Source organism: Sphingomonas hankookensis (genome assembly GCF_001619955.1).
Taxonomy (GTDB): Bacteria; Pseudomonadota; Alphaproteobacteria; order Sphingomonadales; family Sphingomonadaceae; genus Sphingomonas; species Sphingomonas hankookensis_A.
The window spans coordinates 109,776-125,501 of sequence record NZ_LQQO01000003.1 but is presented as its reverse complement, the minus strand read 5'-3'; the positions used below and the strand labels follow the sequence as shown (position 1 = coordinate 125,501).

The 15,726-nt window shown below is 66.5% G+C and carries 19 protein-coding genes; 14 read left to right on the top strand and 5 right to left on the bottom strand.

Annotated features, from left to right (window positions below):
• Positions 1–12 precede the first annotated feature (12 nt).
• Positions 13–429, bottom strand: coding sequence for a GNAT family N-acetyltransferase (locus tag AVT10_RS03885; RefSeq protein WP_066688564.1), 417 nt, complete (start codon positions 427–429; stop codon positions 13–15).
• On the bottom strand, positions 426–908 hold the full coding sequence (locus AVT10_RS03880) for an SspB family protein (RefSeq protein ID WP_066688560.1): 483 nt from the start codon (positions 906–908) through the stop codon (positions 426–428). The genes AVT10_RS03885 and AVT10_RS03880 overlap by 4 nt, the downstream gene beginning before the upstream one ends.
• An 81-nt stretch (positions 909–989) precedes the next feature.
• Here AVT10_RS03880 and hisB point away from each other — a divergent pair, with 81 nt between their 5' ends.
• From hisB to AVT10_RS03840, 9 genes are all read left to right on the top strand, one after another.
• Complete coding sequence (hisB, locus tag AVT10_RS03875; RefSeq protein WP_066688609.1) at positions 990–1,577, top strand: imidazoleglycerol-phosphate dehydratase HisB; 588 nt, start codon at positions 990–992, stop codon at positions 1,575–1,577.
• 1 nt (position 1,578) lies between these two features.
• Positions 1,579–1,884, top strand: a complete 306-nt coding sequence (locus tag AVT10_RS03870) for a YciI family protein (protein WP_066688559.1) — start codon at positions 1,579–1,581, stop codon at positions 1,882–1,884.
• Positions 1,881–2,480 (top strand): imidazole glycerol phosphate synthase subunit HisH, encoded by a 600-nt coding sequence (gene hisH / locus AVT10_RS03865; protein WP_066688558.1) that lies wholly within the window; start codon positions 1,881–1,883, stop codon positions 2,478–2,480. The genes AVT10_RS03870 and hisH overlap by 4 nt, the downstream gene beginning before the upstream one ends.
• Entirely contained in the window at positions 2,468–3,196 is a 729-nt protein-coding gene (gene hisA / locus AVT10_RS03860; RefSeq protein ID WP_066688557.1) for a 1-(5-phosphoribosyl)-5-[(5-phosphoribosylamino)methylideneamino]imidazole-4-carboxamide isomerase, read from the top strand. The genes hisH and hisA overlap by 13 nt, the downstream gene beginning before the upstream one ends.
• Entirely contained in the window at positions 3,193–3,954 is a 762-nt protein-coding gene (gene hisF / locus AVT10_RS03855) for an imidazole glycerol phosphate synthase subunit HisF (RefSeq protein ID WP_066688556.1), read from the top strand. The genes hisA and hisF overlap by 4 nt, the downstream gene beginning before the upstream one ends.
• A 58-nt stretch (positions 3,955–4,012) precedes the next feature.
• Positions 4,013–4,165, top strand: a complete 153-nt coding sequence (locus tag AVT10_RS18075) for a hypothetical protein (protein WP_157092676.1) — start codon at positions 4,013–4,015, stop codon at positions 4,163–4,165.
• A 1-nt stretch (position 4,166) separates the two neighbouring features.
• Positions 4,167–4,484 (top strand): phosphoribosyl-ATP diphosphatase, encoded by a 318-nt coding sequence (locus tag AVT10_RS03850; RefSeq protein WP_066688555.1) that lies wholly within the window; start codon positions 4,167–4,169, stop codon positions 4,482–4,484.
• Between the two features lie 4 nt (positions 4,485–4,488).
• Positions 4,489–4,866 (top strand): histidine triad nucleotide-binding protein, encoded by a 378-nt coding sequence (locus tag AVT10_RS03845; protein WP_066688553.1) that lies wholly within the window; start codon positions 4,489–4,491, stop codon positions 4,864–4,866.
• 107 nt (positions 4,867–4,973) lie between these two features.
• Positions 4,974–6,512 (top strand): amino acid permease, encoded by a 1,539-nt coding sequence (locus tag AVT10_RS03840; RefSeq protein WP_066688552.1) that lies wholly within the window; start codon positions 4,974–4,976, stop codon positions 6,510–6,512.
• Positions 6,513–6,593: 81 nt separating this feature from the next.
• Here AVT10_RS03840 and AVT10_RS03835 read toward each other — a convergent pair whose 3' ends face one another.
• Positions 6,594–7,595: an adenosine kinase gene (locus tag AVT10_RS03835; protein ID WP_066688550.1), complete on the bottom strand. Its 1,002-nt coding sequence runs from the start codon at positions 7,593–7,595 to the stop codon at positions 6,594–6,596.
• A 136-nt stretch (positions 7,596–7,731) separates the two neighbouring features.
• On the opposite strand from AVT10_RS03835, the gene AVT10_RS03830 reads away from it, so the two are divergent.
• The 5 genes from AVT10_RS03830 (at position 7,732) to AVT10_RS03810 (ending at position 11,990) form a co-directional block, all read left to right on the top strand.
• Positions 7,732–8,412: an EI24 domain-containing protein gene (locus AVT10_RS03830; protein ID WP_066688548.1), complete on the top strand. Its 681-nt coding sequence runs from the start codon at positions 7,732–7,734 to the stop codon at positions 8,410–8,412.
• A gap of 10 nt (positions 8,413–8,422) precedes the next feature.
• Positions 8,423–8,800 carry a hypothetical protein gene (locus tag AVT10_RS03825; RefSeq protein WP_066688543.1) on the top strand — a complete coding sequence of 126 codons (378 nt, stop codon included), beginning with the start codon at positions 8,423–8,425 and terminating at the stop codon, positions 8,798–8,800.
• Between the two features lie 82 nt (positions 8,801–8,882).
• Entirely contained in the window at positions 8,883–9,923 is a 1,041-nt protein-coding gene (locus tag AVT10_RS03820) for a mannose-1-phosphate guanylyltransferase/mannose-6-phosphate isomerase (RefSeq protein WP_084401309.1), read from the top strand.
• Positions 9,924–9,973: 50 nt separating this feature from the next.
• A complete protein-coding gene (locus AVT10_RS03815) occupies positions 9,974–10,720 on the top strand; it encodes an HAD-IIB family hydrolase (RefSeq protein ID WP_066688542.1) in 747 nt (248 codons plus the stop codon).
• Between the two features lie 178 nt (positions 10,721–10,898).
• Positions 10,899–11,990: an acyltransferase family protein gene (locus tag AVT10_RS03810; protein ID WP_066688540.1), complete on the top strand. Its 1,092-nt coding sequence runs from the start codon at positions 10,899–10,901 to the stop codon at positions 11,988–11,990.
• A 243-nt stretch (positions 11,991–12,233) separates the two neighbouring features.
• Here AVT10_RS03810 and AVT10_RS03805 read toward each other — a convergent pair whose 3' ends face one another.
• Both AVT10_RS03805 and acnA read right to left on the bottom strand, forming a co-directional pair.
• The gene (locus AVT10_RS03805; protein WP_126013114.1) at positions 12,234–12,632 is read right to left on the bottom strand and encodes a hypothetical protein; all 399 of its coding nucleotides are present in this window, start codon (positions 12,630–12,632) and stop codon (positions 12,234–12,236) included.
• A 129-nt stretch (positions 12,633–12,761) separates the two neighbouring features.
• Positions 12,762–15,437 carry an aconitate hydratase AcnA gene (acnA, locus tag AVT10_RS03800; RefSeq protein ID WP_066688536.1) on the bottom strand — a complete coding sequence of 892 codons (2,676 nt, stop codon included), beginning with the start codon at positions 15,435–15,437 and terminating at the stop codon, positions 12,762–12,764.
• Between the last annotated feature and the right edge of the window lie 289 nt (positions 15,438–15,726).

Genomic DNA, 15,726 nt, shown 5'->3' with positions numbered 1-15,726 from the left:
CCCGTGGCCGCGTCAGTCGATCCGTTTCGACAGGAAGAAGCGGCTATGCCCCGGCGGAAAATCGTCGATCGTGCCGAAATGACCGAACCCCAGCTTTTCGTAGAAGCCGCGCGCCTGGAAACTGAAGGTGTCGAGCCACATGCCGATGCATCCTGCATCCCGCGCCAGCGTCTCGGCCCGCTGCATCAGCGCGCGGCCGATGCCCTGCCGCTTATGGTCGGGCGATACCGCCAGAAATTCGACGAACAGCCAGCGATAGCCGATCTTGCCCCACAGTCCGCCGGTGATCGTGCCGGCGTCGTCCCGGACGACGATCGCCACCTGCTGCCGTTCGGTCGGGCCGACCGAGGCTTCGTTATGCGCGACCAGGATGCGCAGGATCGCGTCGCGCTCGGCCTCGCCGGGCGAAGCGACGACCTCGATCGTCACTTCTTGCGCTTGAAATCCACCGCGACGACGTTCGACCCGTCCTCGCTGGTCGCGATCGGCGCGTCGTTTTCGGGCGGGTCGTGCGGTTCGGGTTCGTCGCCCGGCTCGTCATTCGCCTGAAAGCGCAGTTCGAAATTGACCGCGGGATCGTGGAAGCCGGTGATCGCGGCATAGGGAATGACGAGGGTCGACGGGATGCCGCCGAAGCTCAGGCCGACCGAAAAGCGTTCACCATCGACGGTCAGGTCCCAGAAACGGTGCTGGATGACGATCGTCATCTCGTCCGGAAACCGCTCGATCAGCCGCTTGGGGATGTCGACGCCGGGGGCCTGGGTCTTGAAGGTGATATAGAAGTGATGCTCGCCCGGCAGCGCGCCGGTGGCGGACACCTGCCCGAGGACGCGGCCGACGACGGCGCGCAGGGCTTCCTGGACGATCTCGTCATAAGGGATCAGGCTGTCTGCGACGGGCTGGCTCATGGCGCCTTGGGTAGCGGCGTTTGCCGGTCCGTCAAGATTCGTTGCGTTGCATGGGATGCGCCACACGCTATGGAGACGCCCATGCGCACCGCCACCATCGCCCGCACGACCAGCGAGACGTCGATTGACGTCACGGTCAATCTCGACGGTACCGGCATCTATGACGTGTCGACCGGGGTCGGATTCTTCGACCATATGCTCGAACAGCTGTCGCGGCATTCGCTGATCGACCTGACCGTGCGGACCAAGGGCGACCTGCATATCGATGCGCACCACACGGTCGAGGATACCGGCATCGCGATCGGCGAGGCGTTCGCCAAGGCGCTGGGCGACAAGCGCGGCATCCGCCGCTATGGCGACGCGCTGTCGCCGATGGACGAGACGCTGACCCGCGTGGCATTGGACATTTCCGGCCGTCCGTGGCTGGTGTGGAAGGTGCAGTTCACCCAGGCGCAGCTCGGCACGATGGATACCGAGATGTTCGGCCATTTCTGCCACAGCTTCGCGCAGGCAGCGGGCATCACGCTGCATGTCGAGACGCTCTACGGCACCAACAACCATCATATCGCCGAGAGCATCTTCAAGGGGCTGGCCCGCGCCCTGCGCACCGCGACCGAAATCGACCCGCGCAAGGCCGATGCCATCCCGTCGACCAAGGGAGTATTGTGACATGGTAGCCCGTCCGATGCAGCCGATGTGCCTGGCAATGCTGAGCTATGTGAAGCCGCTGGACGAGGTCGACGTCCACCGCGACGCGCATGTCGCGTGGATCAAGGCGGCGATGGACGAGGGCACGATGCTGCTGGCCGGGCGTCGCAACCCGCCGACCGGCGGCGTGCTGCTGTTCCGGGGGGAAGAAGACGCGGTGCGCGCGGTTGCCGAGACCGATCCGTTCGTGGTCAACGGCGTCGCCACGGTCGAGGTCGTCGCCTTCACCATGACGCTGGCGATGGACCAGATCGGCCAGCTGTTTTGATCGCACTGATCGATTACGGCGCGGGCAATCTCCAGTCGGTCGCCAATGCGCTGAAGGTAGCGGGTGCGGCCGATCTGGCGATCACCGCCGACCCGGATGCGGTCGCGAAGGCCGACCGGATCGTGCTGCCCGGCGTCGGCGCCTTTGCCGCGTGCATGAACGGGCTGACCGCGATCCCCGGCATGGTCGAGGCGATGCGGTCGCGGGTGCTGAACGGCGGCGTGCCGTTTCTGGGCGTGTGCGTCGGCATGCAGTTGTTGGCGACTACCGGCGAGGAGTTCGGCAGCCATGCCGGCCTCGGCTGGATCGAAGGCACCGTCCGGCGCCTGACCCCCGCCCCCGGCGTCACCGTGCCGCACATGGGCTGGAACGACGTGGTGCCGGTCCGCGAGCACCCGCTGCTGGTGCCCGGCGAAGCCTATTTCCTGCACAGCTATGCGTTCGAGGGCGAGGATGTACTGGCCACGACCGACCATGGCGGCCCGGTGACCGCGGCGATCGGCCGCGACAACATCCTCGGCGCGCAGTTCCACCCCGAAAAGAGCCAGCGCTACGGATTGGCGCTGCTGGAGAGGTTTCTCGAATGGCGTCCCTGACGGTTTTTCCGGCAATCGACCTCAAAGGCGGACAGGTCGTCCGTCTGGCCGAGGGCGATATGGACCGTGCCACGGTCTATGGCGACGATCCCGCGCATCAGGCGACATTGTTCGCCGATGCGGGGGCGGATCATCTGCACGTCGTCGATCTGGACGGCGCCTTTGCCGGACAGTCGGTCAATGGCGATGCGGTGGCGGGTATCCTCAAGGCGTTTCCGGGCCGGGTGCAGCTGGGCGGCGGCATCCGCAACCGCGCCAATGTCGACCGCTGGCTCGACCTCGGCGTCGCGCGGGTCGTGATCGGTACAGCCGCGCTGGAAGACCCCGATTTCGTGCGCGAAGCCGCCGCCGCCTGTCCGGGGCGGATCGTGGTGGCGGTCGACGCATGGGACGGCATGGTCGCGACGCGCGGCTGGGCGGATGTGTCGACGGTGTCGGTCACCGAGCTCGCCCGCCGGTTCGAGGATGCCGGCGTCGCTGCTGTCCTGTTCACCGATGTCGGGCGCGATGGGATGCTGAAAGGTTGCAATGTCGAGGCGACTGCCGCGCTGGCCGCCGCCGTATCGATCCCGGTCATCGCCAGCGGCGGGGTCGCGGGGATCGAGGACATCCATGCGCTGAAGGGCAAGCCCGGCATCGAAGGCGTCATCACCGGCCGGGCGCTGTATGACGGTCGCCTCGAACTCGCCGAAGCGATCCGGGTCGCTGCCGCATGACGGTGCGGGCGCGGGTCATTCCCTGCCTCGACGTCCATGCCGGGCGGGTGGTGAAGGGCGTGAACTTCGTCGAACTGCGCGATGCCGGCGATCCGGTCGAGCAGGCGCGCGCCTATGATGCGGCGGGCGCGGACGAACTGACGTTCCTCGATATCGGCGCCAGCCATGAAGGGCGCGACACGATCATCGACGTGGTGCGGCGGACGGCGGAGGTGTGCTTCATGCCGCTGACCGTGGGGGGCGGCGTGCGATCGCCCGACGATGCCCGCGCGCTGCTGCTGGCCGGGGCGGACAAGGTCGCGGTCAATTCCGCCGCCGTGGCACGGCCCGAACTGGTGGCGGACATCGCCGACCGCTTCGGCAGCCAGTGCGTCACCGCCTCGGTCGATGCCCGCCGGGTCGAGGGGCGCTGGGAAGTGTTCACCCATGGCGGTCGCCGCGCGACGGGGATCGATGCGGTCGAACATGCGCTGAAACTAGCGGAACTGGGTGCGGGCGAATTGCTGGTGACGTCGATGGACCGCGACGGGACGCGCGACGGCTATGACCTCAACCTGATCCGGACGATCGCCGACGCCGTGTCGGTGCCGGTGGTGGCGTCGGGCGGGGTCGGTACGCTCGACCATCTGGTCGCGGGCGTGACGCAGGGACATGCCAGCGCGGTGCTGGCGGCGTCGATCTTTCATTTCGGGGAAGCGTCGGTGGCGGACGCGCACGCCGCGCTGGCGGCGGCTGGGGTGCCGGTACGGTCGCACTAAGATCCTCCCCGTGCCGGGGAGGATTTTCAGGCCTCGCAAAACCCCCTACAGCCGCCCCATGGCCACTACCGCCCTCGCCGCCCATTCGGGCATTGCGCCGCCCCGCGAAGGCTTTGCCTTTTCCGACGTCGCGACGTTCGTCGCCTTCGTCTTCATGGTGGTGCTGGCGCGGCGGGCGATCCGCAATCGGCAACGCAGGAACAGGGACTGACATGGACGCCTTCGACCGGCTCGAATCGGTGATCGCCAGCCGGATCGGCGGCGATCCCACCCAATCCTATGTCGCGAAGCTGCACGCGCGCGGCACGGCGAAGATCGCGCAGAAGGTCGGCGAGGAAGCGGTCGAATGCGTCATCGCGGCGTGCGGCAACGACCGCGCCGGGCTGATCGGCGAGGCCGCAGACCTGATATTCCACCTGACGCTGCTGCTGCAGACCCAGGGCATCGCGCTGGACGATGTCCGCGCTGAACTGACCCGCCGCGACGGGCTGTCGGGCATCGCTGAAAAAGCGTCCCGTCCCAAGGAGTAAGTCCATGCCGATCGACGCGACCCAGCCCTATGACGCCGACAATATCTTCGCCCGCATCCTGCGCGGGGAGATACCGGCCAAGCGGGTATATGAGGACGAACATGCCCTCGCCTTTCATGATATCGCCCCGCAGGCGCCGGTGCATGTGCTGGTGATCCCCAAGGGCGCTTATGTGTCGTGGGACGATTTTTCCGCCCGCGCACCCGATGCCGAAATCGCAGGATTCGTCCGCGCCGTGGGCCATGTCGCGCGCGAGCATGGGCTGGTCGAACCGGGCTATCGCCTGCTCGCCAATATCGGCGGACATGGCGGACAGGAGGTGCCGCACCTGCACGTCCATCTGTTCGGCGGCGCGCCGCTGGGACCGATGCTGGCGCGATAGGACAGCTTTATTGCACGAAAGGAATTGCGCGGGGCGGATTTGCGGGTAGGTTTACGCCTTTGTAATCTCGCGGCCCCGCAAGAAGGCGCCGCGTTTGGGGGGCCTGCATGATTTTTGGCCGTATCAAGCCACTCGATGCGATCCTTGCGACCGCAGAGAAGAAATCGCTTACCCGCACCCTGGGTGCGTTCCAGCTGACCATGCTGGGCGTCGGCGCCATCATCGGCACCGGCATCTTCGTTCTGACCGCCGAAGCCGCGCAGAAGGCGGGACCAGGCATGATGATCTCGTTCATCATCGCCGGCCTCGTCTGCGCGGTCGCCGCCCTGTGCTACGCCGAAATGTCGTCGATGGTCCCGGTATCGGGATCGGCCTATACCTACAGCTATGCCGTCATGGGCGAGATGCTGGCCTGGATGGTCGGCTGGGCGCTGGTGCTAGAATATGCGGTCGCCGCCGGTGCCGTATCGGTCGGCTGGTCGGGCTATTTCGTCGGGTTGCTCAGGGAATTTGCCGGTATCGACCTGCCCACCGCGCTGACGCTCGGCCCGATCGATGGCGGCATCATCAACGTGCCTGCCTTCATCATCGCGCTGCTCGTCACCTGGCTGCTGGTGATCGGGACCAAGGAATCGGCGTTCATCAACGCGATCCTCGTCGCGGTGAAGATCGGTGCGCTGATCCTGTTCTGCGCGCTGGCGCTGCCGGTGATGCAGTCGAAGAATTTCGAGCCGTTCGCGCCGTTGGGCTTCGGCGGCATTTCCGCCGCCGCCGCGTCGATCTTCTTCGCATATGTCGGGTTCGACGCGGTGTCGACCGCGGCCGAGGAGACGAAGAACCCGCAACGCAACATGCCGATCGGCCTGATCGGCAGCCTTGCCATCTGCACCATCTTCTACATCCTCGTCGCTGCCGGCGTCATCGGCACGGTCGGCGCGCAGCCGCTGGTCGATGCCGCGGGCAAGGGCATCGCGCCGGGCAGCACCGAACTGGCCGCCGCCTGCGCCAATATCGGCAGCCAGGCCGTCGTCTGCTCGAAGGAAGCGCTGGCATGGACGCTGCGCGAGATCGGCTGGCAGCAGGTCGGCAACCTGATCGGCCTCGCCGCCGGGCTGGCGCTGCCCAGCGTCGTGCTGATGATGATGTTCGGCCAGACACGCATCTTCTTCGTGATGAGCCGTGACGGTCTGCTCCCGGCCAAGCTGTCGAAGGTGCACCCGAAATACGGCACGCCGCATGTGGTGACGATCATCACCGGCGTGTTCGTCGCCTTCTTCGCCGCACTGTTCCCGGTCGGGGCGCTGGCCGATATCTCGAACTCGGGCACGCTGTTCGCGTTCGCCATGGTCGCGATCGCGGTGCTGGTGCTGCGCAAGACCGATCCGAACCGTCGCCGTCCGTTCCGCACCCCGGCGGTCATGGTCGTCGCTCCGCTGGCGGTCGCCGGCTGCATCTACCTGTTCTTCAGCCTGTCCTTCTACACGCTGGCGCTGTTCTTCGGCTGGGCGTTCTTCGGGCTGCTGGTGTATTTCGGCTATAGCCGCTCGCGCAGCCATGTCGGCCGCGGCATCGTCGACACCCATGAGGACGATGCGGGCGTTCCGCCCCTGCCGGTGCCGCCGCTGCCGGGCGGTCCCAAGGACTGATCGGCAACGACGCTTCGATACAGGAAGGGCCGGGGAATCGCTTCCCCGGCCCTTTCTTTTTGTCGGTGATGGATGGGCGGATCAGCCGTCCAGCTTGTCGGCCATCAGCTTCGTCAGGTCGACCTCGGGACGCGCCCCATAGTGCGAGATGATCTCGGCGGCGCACAGCGCACCGAGCTTCAGCGAGCGTTCGATGTCATAGCCGTGCGACTGGCCGTGCAGGAAGCCGGCGGCGAACAGGTCGCCCGCGCCGGTCGTGTCGACCACGCGCTCGATCGGCTGCGCGGGCACGCTGGTCCGCTGGCCTTCGGTCACCGCGATGGCGCCATGTTCGCCGCGCGTGACGACCAGCACCGGCACCTGGCCGGCGATCTTGTCCACCGCCGCGTCGAAGTCCTCGACCTTCGCCAGCGCGAGCAGCTCGTTCTCGTTGGCGAAGAGGATGTCGACCTGCCCCTCGGCGATCAGCGCGCGGAAGTCGTCGCCGTGGCGCGAGATGCAGAAGGTGTCCGACAGGGTGAAGGCGACCTTGCGCCCGGCATCGCGTGCGATGCGGATGCCGGCGCGCATCGCGGCGCGCGGCTCTTCCGGGTCCCACAGATAGCCTTCGAGATACAGGATCGCGCCGCTGGCGATCAGGTCGGCATCCAGCGCCGCTTCGGGCAGGAACTGCGACGCGCCGAGAAAGGTGTTCATCGTGCGCTGCCCATCGGGCGTGACGAAGATCATGCAGCGCGCGGTCGCCGGCTCGCCCGCACGCACAGCGGTGTCGAAGCGGACGCCGGCGGCGCGGATGTCATGCGCGAATACCGCCCCCAGCTGATCGTCGGCGACCTGCCCGATGAAGCCGGTCTTGCCGCCCAGCGCGGCGATGCCGGCAACGGTGTTCGCGGCCGACCCGCCCGACACTTCGCGGCCCGGGCCCATCTTGGCATAGAGCGCGTCGGCATCGGCCGGCGAGAAGACGAGCTGCATCGACCCCTTGGTCATGCCCTCCGCTGCAAGGAACGCGTCGTCGGACTGGGCAAGGATATCGACGATGGCGTTGCCGATCGCAACGACGTCGAGCGTGGGCTGGGTCAATCAAGGTCTCCGAAGAATATCGCCCGGCGACGTCGCGCGGACATTGGTTCGGGCGTTAGCCAGCGGCGCGCGCGCTAGCAAGCGGCAGTCCGGTCGGGCGTTGACGCGCCCTCTGCGCGCCACCATCGTCGGGTGCATGATCGAGAGCTTTTTCCTGTCCGTCGCGCAGCTTGGCGACCGTGCGTTCCTGCGGGTGCTGGCGAAATCGCTGGCGCTCACCCTGGTCCTGCTGGCACTGGTCGGTGCCGGGCTCGCGTGGGGGGCGCATTGGGCGGTGGCGGACTGGTTCGTGATGGGCGACGATGCCGGCGCGCTGGCGGCGATCGCCGCCGGGATCGCGGCGATCGGCCTCGCGTGGCTGCTGTTCCGCGTCGTCGCGATCGCCGTCATCGGCCTGTTCGCCGACGAGGTGGTCGAAGCGGTCGAGGCGAAACATTATCCCGCCGCGCTGGCGAGCGCACGGCCCGTCCCGCTTGGCCGGTCGCTGGCGATGAGTGGCAAGTCGGTGGTGCGGACGGTGCTGGTGAACCTGTTCTTCGTGCCGCTCTACCTGCTGTTGCTGGCGACGGGCATCGGGACGGCGGCGGTGTTCTTCGTCGTCAATGGATGGCTGCTGGGGCGCGACCTGTCGGACATGGTCGCGGCGCGCCATTTGCCGCCCCCGGCGATGGCCGCCGAACGTTCCGCCAGCGGCGGGCGGCGGTTTCTTCTGGGACTCGTGGGAACCGGATTGCTGTTGATACCGTTTGTGAATTTCGTTGCGCCGCTGATCGGCGCCGCGATGGCGACGCATGGGTTTCATCGTCGCCGTAGATAAGGGGGTGGGAATGCGTAGCGTTGGGATCGGCGTAGCCTTGGCGCTGACCGTTTCCGCCTGTGCCACGCCCGGTCCCGTCGTTCGTCAGAACGCCCTGCCCGCACCGCCGACGCCAAGCTATGGCACGATCGGCCTCGAACGGGTCATGGGCCAGAATGCCAATGCCCTGACCCAGCTGCTCGGCCAGCCCCTGCTCGACCTGACCGAAGGCGCCGGCCGCAAGCTGCAGTTCGGATCGAATATCTGCGTCCTCGACGCCTATCTCTATGCCCCCCAGCAAGGCGGTGTCCCGGTGGTGCGTCACGTCGACGCCCGCCAGCGCACCGGCGCGCCGATCGACCGCGCGAGCTGCGTCGCGGCGCTGACGCGCAAGGGGGGCGGACGCTGACCCGAACCGATGCGGCCGACCCGATCCAGTCGTTACGCGCATCCCGATATCTATTGTCCCTTTCACGCAGGAAAGTTCTACCATGTCCAAGATCGTTCCCGTGATCCTGTCCGGCGGATCCGGTACGCGCCTGTGGCCCATGTCGACGCCGGAAACGCCCAAGCAGATGCTGGCGCTGACTGCCGAATCGACCATGTTGCAGCTGACCGCGCAGCGCGCCATCGGTGACGGCTTCGACGCCCCGATCGTCGTCGCCAACCGGCGGCACGCCGACATGATCGACGCCCAGTTGCGCGTCATCAAGTCCTCGCCCAGTGCGATCATCCTCGAACCCGCCGGGCGCAATACCGCCCCGGCGATCGCCCTTGCCGCCCTGGCGGCGGGTGGCGGGGATGCCATTCTGCTCGTCATGCCGTCGGACCATGTCATCGCCGATGTCGATGCCTTTCACGACGCGGTGCGCCGCGCGCTGCCCAAGGTGCAGGAAGGCTGGCTCGCGACCTTCGGCATTTCGCCCGACGCGCCCGAGACCGGCTATGGCTGGATCCAGGCGGGCGAGGCGATCGCCGAGGGCGTGCACCGGGTCGCGCGCTTCGTCGAGAAGCCGCCGCTGGACGCGGCACAGGCGATGCTGGCGGCCGGCGACCATGTGTGGAACGGCGGCATCTTCCTGTTCCGTGCCGACCGCTATCTGGCGGAATTGGGCCAGCACGAACCGACCATGCTGGCCGCGTGCGAACAGGCGATGCAACAGGCGACGCAGGACGGCAACCGCATCGCCCCCGATGCCGCCGAGTTCGCCCGCGCGCCGTCGCAGTCGATCGACTATGCGGTGATGGAAAAGGCCGAGCGGGTCGTCGTCGTGCCGGTCGCGATGGGCTGGAACGACCTTGGCAGCTGGGATGCGCTGCACGCGATCAGCACCCATGACGACGGCGGCAACGTGCATCATGGCGAGGTGATCGCGATCGACACCCATGACTGCCTGGTGCGCAGCGACGGCATCCGCGTGGCGATGGTCGGTGTGTCGGACCTGATCGTGGTGGCCAGCGGCAACGACCTGCTGATCCTGCCGCGCGGACGCAGCCAGGACGTCAAGAAGCTGGTCGAAGCGCTGAAATAATCCCCTACCGGTGCGGCCCGACCGCCGCGCCGATCCTGCCGGAGTAGAACATGAAGCAACTGGTAGCCTTCGACCTCGACGGAACGCTGGCCGAAAGCAAGCAGCAGCTGACCGAGGCCATGGGCGAGGCGCTGGCCGACCTGCTCGGCGTCGCGCATGTCGCGATCATTTCGGGCGGCGACTGGCCGCAGTTCGAAAAGCAGGTCGCGACCCGCCTGCCCGAACGCGCCGACCTGTCGCGGCTGTGGATGATGCCGACCAGCGGCACCAAGCTGTACACCTATGGCGACGGCCGCTGGAACACGGTCTATGCCGACCTGTTCGACGACGACACCAAGGCCAAGATTCTCGAGGCGTTCGACGCCGCGCTGGAGGCGACCGGCTTCGTTCCCGAACAGACCTGGGGCGAACGGATCGAGGATCGCGGCAGCCAAATCACCTTCTCGGCGCTGGGCCAGCAGGCACCGATCGACGCCAAGGAGCATTGGGACCCCAAGTTCGAGAAGCGCAAGATCATCCAAGCCGACCTGAAACAGCGCCTGCCGGGCCTGTCGATCAACATGGGCGGCGCGACGTCGATCGACGTCACCAAGGAAGGCGTCGACAAGGCGACCGGTCTGGCCAAGCTGGCCGATATCAGCGGCATCGCCACCGACGCCATGCTGTTCATCGGCGATGCGATCTTCCCCGGCGGCAACGACTATGCGCCCAAGGCTGCCGGCATGGACACGGTCAAGATCCGCGACCCGCAGGAAACGCTGGCGGTGATCGAGGCGATCGTCGCCTGTCAGAAGTGACCACTCGGCCCCGCCCCGCCGCGCGGCGGGGCCGATGCTTCGCACATATCGTGCCGGATTGGGGCTGAACGCGCGCCGTAAACCGTTGGGAACGGTACGGAAGCGGCGAGATGCCCGATTGCCAAGCCGTGACGAGTCGGACTAGGGCGGCGGACAAGTTATTCGGGAAGGACATCCGTTGGGCAAGCGTATCGCCGGTTTCGACGGATTGCGGGCGATCGCAGCGATTGCCGTCGTGTTCTGCCACACCGTTGCCGGGCGGACCCAGATCGGCGGCTATGCCGTCAACCTGTTCTTTGCGCTCAGCGGCTTCCTGATCCTGTCGATCCTGTACGATACGCGGCGGTCGATCGAGCGGCGCGAGATCGCGGTCGGGACCGCGCTCGGCAATTTCTGGACGCGGCGGTTCGCGCGGATCTGCCCGGTCTATTATGTCGTGCTGGCGTTCGCGCTGCCCTGGCTGGTGTCGACCGGACAGATGCCGCTGGAACACACGCCGGCCTATATCGCCTATGTCCAGAACTACCTGATCCTGTGGACCGGCGAATGGGGCGCGTTCGGCTATACCTGGACGCTGGCGGTCGAGCAGCAATTCTACGTCCTGTCGGCGGCGGCGGTGCTGCTGACCCCGTCCCAACAGCACCGCCCGTTGCTGGGCGCAATGGCGGTGATCCTGCTCGTCGCTGCGCTGGCGCTGGGGCAGATGCCGTGGCTGATCTCCGCCTTCAGCGTCGATCGGCTCCCGTTGGTCGGCTTCTCGATGGCGTCGGCCGGCGGCTGGCTGGCGCTGTCGTGGCGCGAGGGACGGTCGTTCGGCGGCCTGCTAAGCTTCCCGGCCTTTGTCGTCGCGCTCGCGATCTGCGCGGTGCTGGCGCCGATGCCGGCTGCGTGGCTGAGCGGCAACCCGATCACGCTGTTCGCGCAGCCGATCGTGCAGCTGGTCGCGGTGTGCGTGATCCTCGGCCATATCGTCACGCACCAGCAGTCGGCGGTGGTCCGCTTCCTCGACCATCGCATCCTCAAATTCTACGGGGCGATCTCGTACAGCCTGTATCTGTGCCACGGCATCCTCGCCGACCAGCTGAAGGAAATTTGGTTCGAAGCCAATCTGGGGATCGGCGTGGTCAATTTCGCGGTCGAGCGGCTGTCCTATTTCGCGTTCATCCTGGGCATTTCGACGGTGATCGCGACGCTGCTGTGGACCTATGTCGAGCGGGTTTTCCACAAGAGCCGCCCGGCCGTCCCGGCGGCACCGCTGGCGACGGCGTAGCGCCCGGTCGTCGCCGCGCCGGGCGAGGCGGTGGTCCAAAGTTCACTAAGTTCACACTAGTGCGCTGTTTGCGTCATACGCCAAGCGCTGCCGCTGGCGACCGACAAATCGACATCGAGAAAGAGCGGTAGTGCTTATGGCATCGTTGGGATGCTGTAGGACAGCCGCGATGTTTTCGAAGGGCACCCGGCGCTTCCCGAGGCGGACCCCACCCGACGGGTATCAGGTCTTGACGGTCGGTCATCAGCCGACGACCTCGGCGAACACGTCGCACCGCGAACCGGCACATTGCGGCGTGACGGTGACGACGACCGGTCCGTCGAACAGTGCGGCTGGATAATAGGTCCGCGTTTCGGCCGTCGGCAGGACGGTAAGGCCGATCCGGCGGCATGCCGCGCGATAGCGATCGAGGAGGGCAGCGGCGGACGAGGTGGTACGGTAGCTTCCCGATGCATCCTCGTTCTGCATGCCGTCGCGGTCGTGCTGGCGGAATTCGATGACCGCGCCGGCGCCGGGCGGGGCGCCGAGCTGACGGAAATAGCGGGCGGCGACCGTTTCGTCCCCCGTCCCGACGCCGCGGCGATCGGTACAGCCCGCCAGACGCTTCGCCGGTCGAACGCCGTACACCTGATATGACGGCACAGGTGCCGAATGCCGTGTGGTCGGGCAAGCGCACCGACCGCCATTCACGCCCGCCGCTCCGCCAAACGAAAAGAGCCGCGCCTCCCTTGTCGGGAGACGCGGCCCTTGTCGGCCGTCGGGCTTGACCGCTTAGGCGGCCAGCTTGCGCAGCACGTACTGGAGGATGCCGCCGTTCAGGAAATATTCCAGTTCGTTGACGGTATCGATCCGGCACTTGGTCAGGAAGGTTTCGGTCGTGCCGTCGGCGCGGACCATGATGACTTCCACGTCCTGACGCGGGCGCAGGTTGGCGACGCCCTGGATCGTGAAGGTCTCGTCGCCGGTCAGGCCGAGGGTCTGACGGGTTACGCCTTCGGCGAACTGCAGCGGCAGCACGCCCATGCCGACGAGGTTCGAACGGTGGATACGCTCGAAGCTCTCGGTGATGACCGCGCGGACGCCCAAGAGGTTGGTGCCCTTCGCCGCCCAGTCGCGCGACGAGCCGGTGCCATATTCCTTGCCGGCGATGACGACCAGCGGGGTGCCGTCGGCCTTGTGGCGCATCGCCGCGTCGTAGATCGGCATGACTTCGCCGTCATAGCGGCTCATGCCGCCTTCGACGCCGGGGACCATTTCGTTCTTGATGCGGATGTTCGCGAAGGTGCCGCGAACCATGACATTGTCGTTGCCGCGGCGGGCGCCGTAGCTGTTGAAGTCGGCGCGCGAAACCTGCCGCTCCATCAACCACTTACCCGCAGGGCTGTCCGCCTTGATCGAACCGGCGGGCGAGATGTGGTCGGTGGTGATCGAATCGCCGAGGATCGCGAGCGGCTTTGCCTCGATGATGTCGGCCACCGGGTTCGGCGTCATCGTAAGCCCCTGAAAATAGGGCGGATTGGCGATGTAGGTGCTCGCCGTCGGCCAGTTGTAGGTGTCCGAGCCCTCGACCGAGATGCCCGCCCAGTGCTTGTCACCGGCATAGACGTTGCCATAGCGCGAACGGAACATGCCGTCGTCGATGTTGGCGGCCATGAGGTCGGCAACCTCTTCGTTCGACGGCCAAATGTCCTTCAGATACACGTCCTGCCCGTCCGAGCCCTGCCCGATCGGGGTCGACACCATATCCTCGGTCACGGTGCCCTTCAGCGCATAGGCCACGACGAGCGGCGGCGAGGCGAGGAAGTTGGCGCGGACATCGGCCGACACGCGGCCTTCGAAGTTGCGGTTGCCCGACAGGACCGAGGCGGCGACGATGTCGTTGCCGTTGATCGCCGCCGAGATCGGGGCGGCCAGCGGGCCCGAATTGCCGATGCAGGTGGTGCAGCCATAGCCGACGAGGTTGAAGCCGACCGCGTCGAGATCCTGGGTCAGGCCCGCCTTGTCGAGATAGTCGGTGACGACTTGGCTACCGGGCGCCAGCGAGGTCTTGACCCACGGCTTGGGCTTGAGGCCCAGCTTGTTCGCCTTGCGCGCGACGAGGCCGGCGGCGACCAGCACCGACGGGTTCGAGGTGTTGGTGCAGCTGGTGATCGCGGCGATGACGACGTCGCCGTCGCCGATGTCATGGGCTTCACCCTCGACCGCGACGCGGACGGGTGCGTCCTTCTTGTACACCTTGGTCAGGTCGCCGTTGAACACGTCGTCGACGCTGGGCAGTTCGACGCGGTCCTGCGGACGCTTGGGACCGGCGAGCGACGGCACGACGGTCGACATGTCGAGTTCGAGCGTGTCGGTGAAGATCGGGTCGACGGCGTTCTCGTCGCGCCAGAAGCCGTTGGCCTTGGCATAGGCTTCGGTCAGCGCGATCACTTCCTCGGGACGCGCGGTCAGGCGCATATAGTCGATCGTCTTGTCATCGACCGGGAAGAAGCCGCAGGTCGCGCCATATTCCGGCGCCATGTTGGCGATGGTCGCACGGTCGGCGAGCGTCATCGACGACAGGCCGGGGCCATAGAATTCGACGAAACGGCCGACCACGCCCTTGGCGCGCAGCATCTGCGTGACGGTCAGCACCAGGTCGGTGGCGGTGATGCCTTCCTGCAGCTTGCCGGTCAGCTTGAAGCCGACGACCTCGGGGATCAGCATCGACACCGGCTGGCCGAGCATCGCCGCTTCCGCTTCGATGCCGCCCACGCCCCAGCCGAGCACGCCCAGACCATTGACCATCGTCGTGTGGCTGTCGGTGCCGACCAGCGTGTCGGGGTAGGCGATCGTGCCCGAACCGTCGGTCGATTCCGACGACCACACCGCCTGGGCGACATATTCGAGGTTGACCTGATGGCAGATGCCGGTGCCCGGCGGCACGACCGAGAAATTGTCGAGCGCCTTCGAACCCCACTTGAGAAACTCATAGCGTTCGATGTTGCGCTGATATTCCAGCTCGACATTCTCTTCCGCCGCGGTCGGCGTGCCGAATTCGTCGACCATGACCGAGTGGTCGATGACGAGGTGGACGGGAACCTGCGGGTTGATCTTGCCCGCGTCGCCGCCGAGCGTGGTGATCGCATCACGCATCGCGGCCAGATCGACGACGCAGGGAACGCCGGTGAAGTCCTGCATCAGCACGCGCGCCGGGCGATACTGGATTTCGCGGTCCGACCGGGCATCCTTCTGCCAGTCGACGATCGCCTGCGCATCTTCGCCGGTCACGGTCACGCCGTCTTCGAAGCGGAGCATGTTCTCCAGCAGCACCTTCATCGAGAAGGGCAGCCGCGACACGTCGCCGAGCTTGGCCGACGCCTTGGCCAGCGAATAGTAAGAATAGGTCTTGCCGCCGACAGTGAGCGTGTCGCGGGTGCCGAGCGTGTCCTGGCCAATGGCGGTCATGCGGATCCTTCCCAGTTGGTCGCGGGCGGGATCGATCGGCCGGGGGCCGTCGACGGAATGGCCGCCGCGGGTAGGTTATCGAGCTGTACCGGTGGCCCTTAGCAACCGGGTTCCTTCGGGGGAAGTGGGTGAATCCGCGTTCGGGACGGCAGAAGCGATCTTTATCAGATCATAAATGCTTTCGCTTTGCAATAGCGATAGTGCGGGTGCTGCGGTGCTTCGATGTTCGGCGATGACCGGGGAATGTCGTCATCGAACGGCCGGAATCCACGGACGCCGACGTTTCGGC

Bases quoted from the DNA above. Each gene is read 5' to 3' on its own strand.
- AVT10_RS03815 (WP_066688542.1), top strand. From the start codon at position 9,974: ATGAAGCAACTGGTAGCCTTCGACCTCGACGGAACGCTGGCCGAAAGC.
- AVT10_RS03820 (WP_084401309.1), top strand. From the start codon at position 8,883: ATGTCCAAGATCGTTCCCGTGATCCTGTCCGGCGGATCCGGTACGCGC.
- AVT10_RS03840 (WP_066688552.1), top strand. From the start codon at position 4,974: ATGATTTTTGGCCGTATCAAGCCACTCGATGCGATCCTTGCGACCGCA.
- AVT10_RS03870 (WP_066688559.1), top strand. From the start codon at position 1,579: ATGGTAGCCCGTCCGATGCAGCCGATGTGCCTGGCAATGCTGAGCTAT.
- acnA (WP_066688536.1), bottom strand. From the start codon at position 15,437: ATGACCGCCATTGGCCAGGACACGCTCGGCACCCGCGACACGCTCACT.
- hisB (WP_066688609.1), top strand. From the start codon at position 990: ATGCGCACCGCCACCATCGCCCGCACGACCAGCGAGACGTCGATTGAC.
- hisF (WP_066688556.1), top strand. From the start codon at position 3,193: ATGACGGTGCGGGCGCGGGTCATTCCCTGCCTCGACGTCCATGCCGGG.
- AVT10_RS18075 (WP_157092676.1), top strand. From the start codon at position 4,013: ATGGCCACTACCGCCCTCGCCGCCCATTCGGGCATTGCGCCGCCCCGC.
- AVT10_RS03850 (WP_066688555.1), top strand. From the start codon at position 4,167: ATGGACGCCTTCGACCGGCTCGAATCGGTGATCGCCAGCCGGATCGGC.
- AVT10_RS03845 (WP_066688553.1), top strand. From the start codon at position 4,489: ATGCCGATCGACGCGACCCAGCCCTATGACGCCGACAATATCTTCGCC.
- AVT10_RS03830 (WP_066688548.1), top strand. From the start codon at position 7,732: ATGATCGAGAGCTTTTTCCTGTCCGTCGCGCAGCTTGGCGACCGTGCG.
- AVT10_RS03825 (WP_066688543.1), top strand. From the start codon at position 8,423: ATGCGTAGCGTTGGGATCGGCGTAGCCTTGGCGCTGACCGTTTCCGCC.
- AVT10_RS03880 (WP_066688560.1), bottom strand. From the start codon at position 908: ATGAGCCAGCCCGTCGCAGACAGCCTGATCCCTTATGACGAGATCGTC.
- hisA (WP_066688557.1), top strand. From the start codon at position 2,468: ATGGCGTCCCTGACGGTTTTTCCGGCAATCGACCTCAAAGGCGGACAG.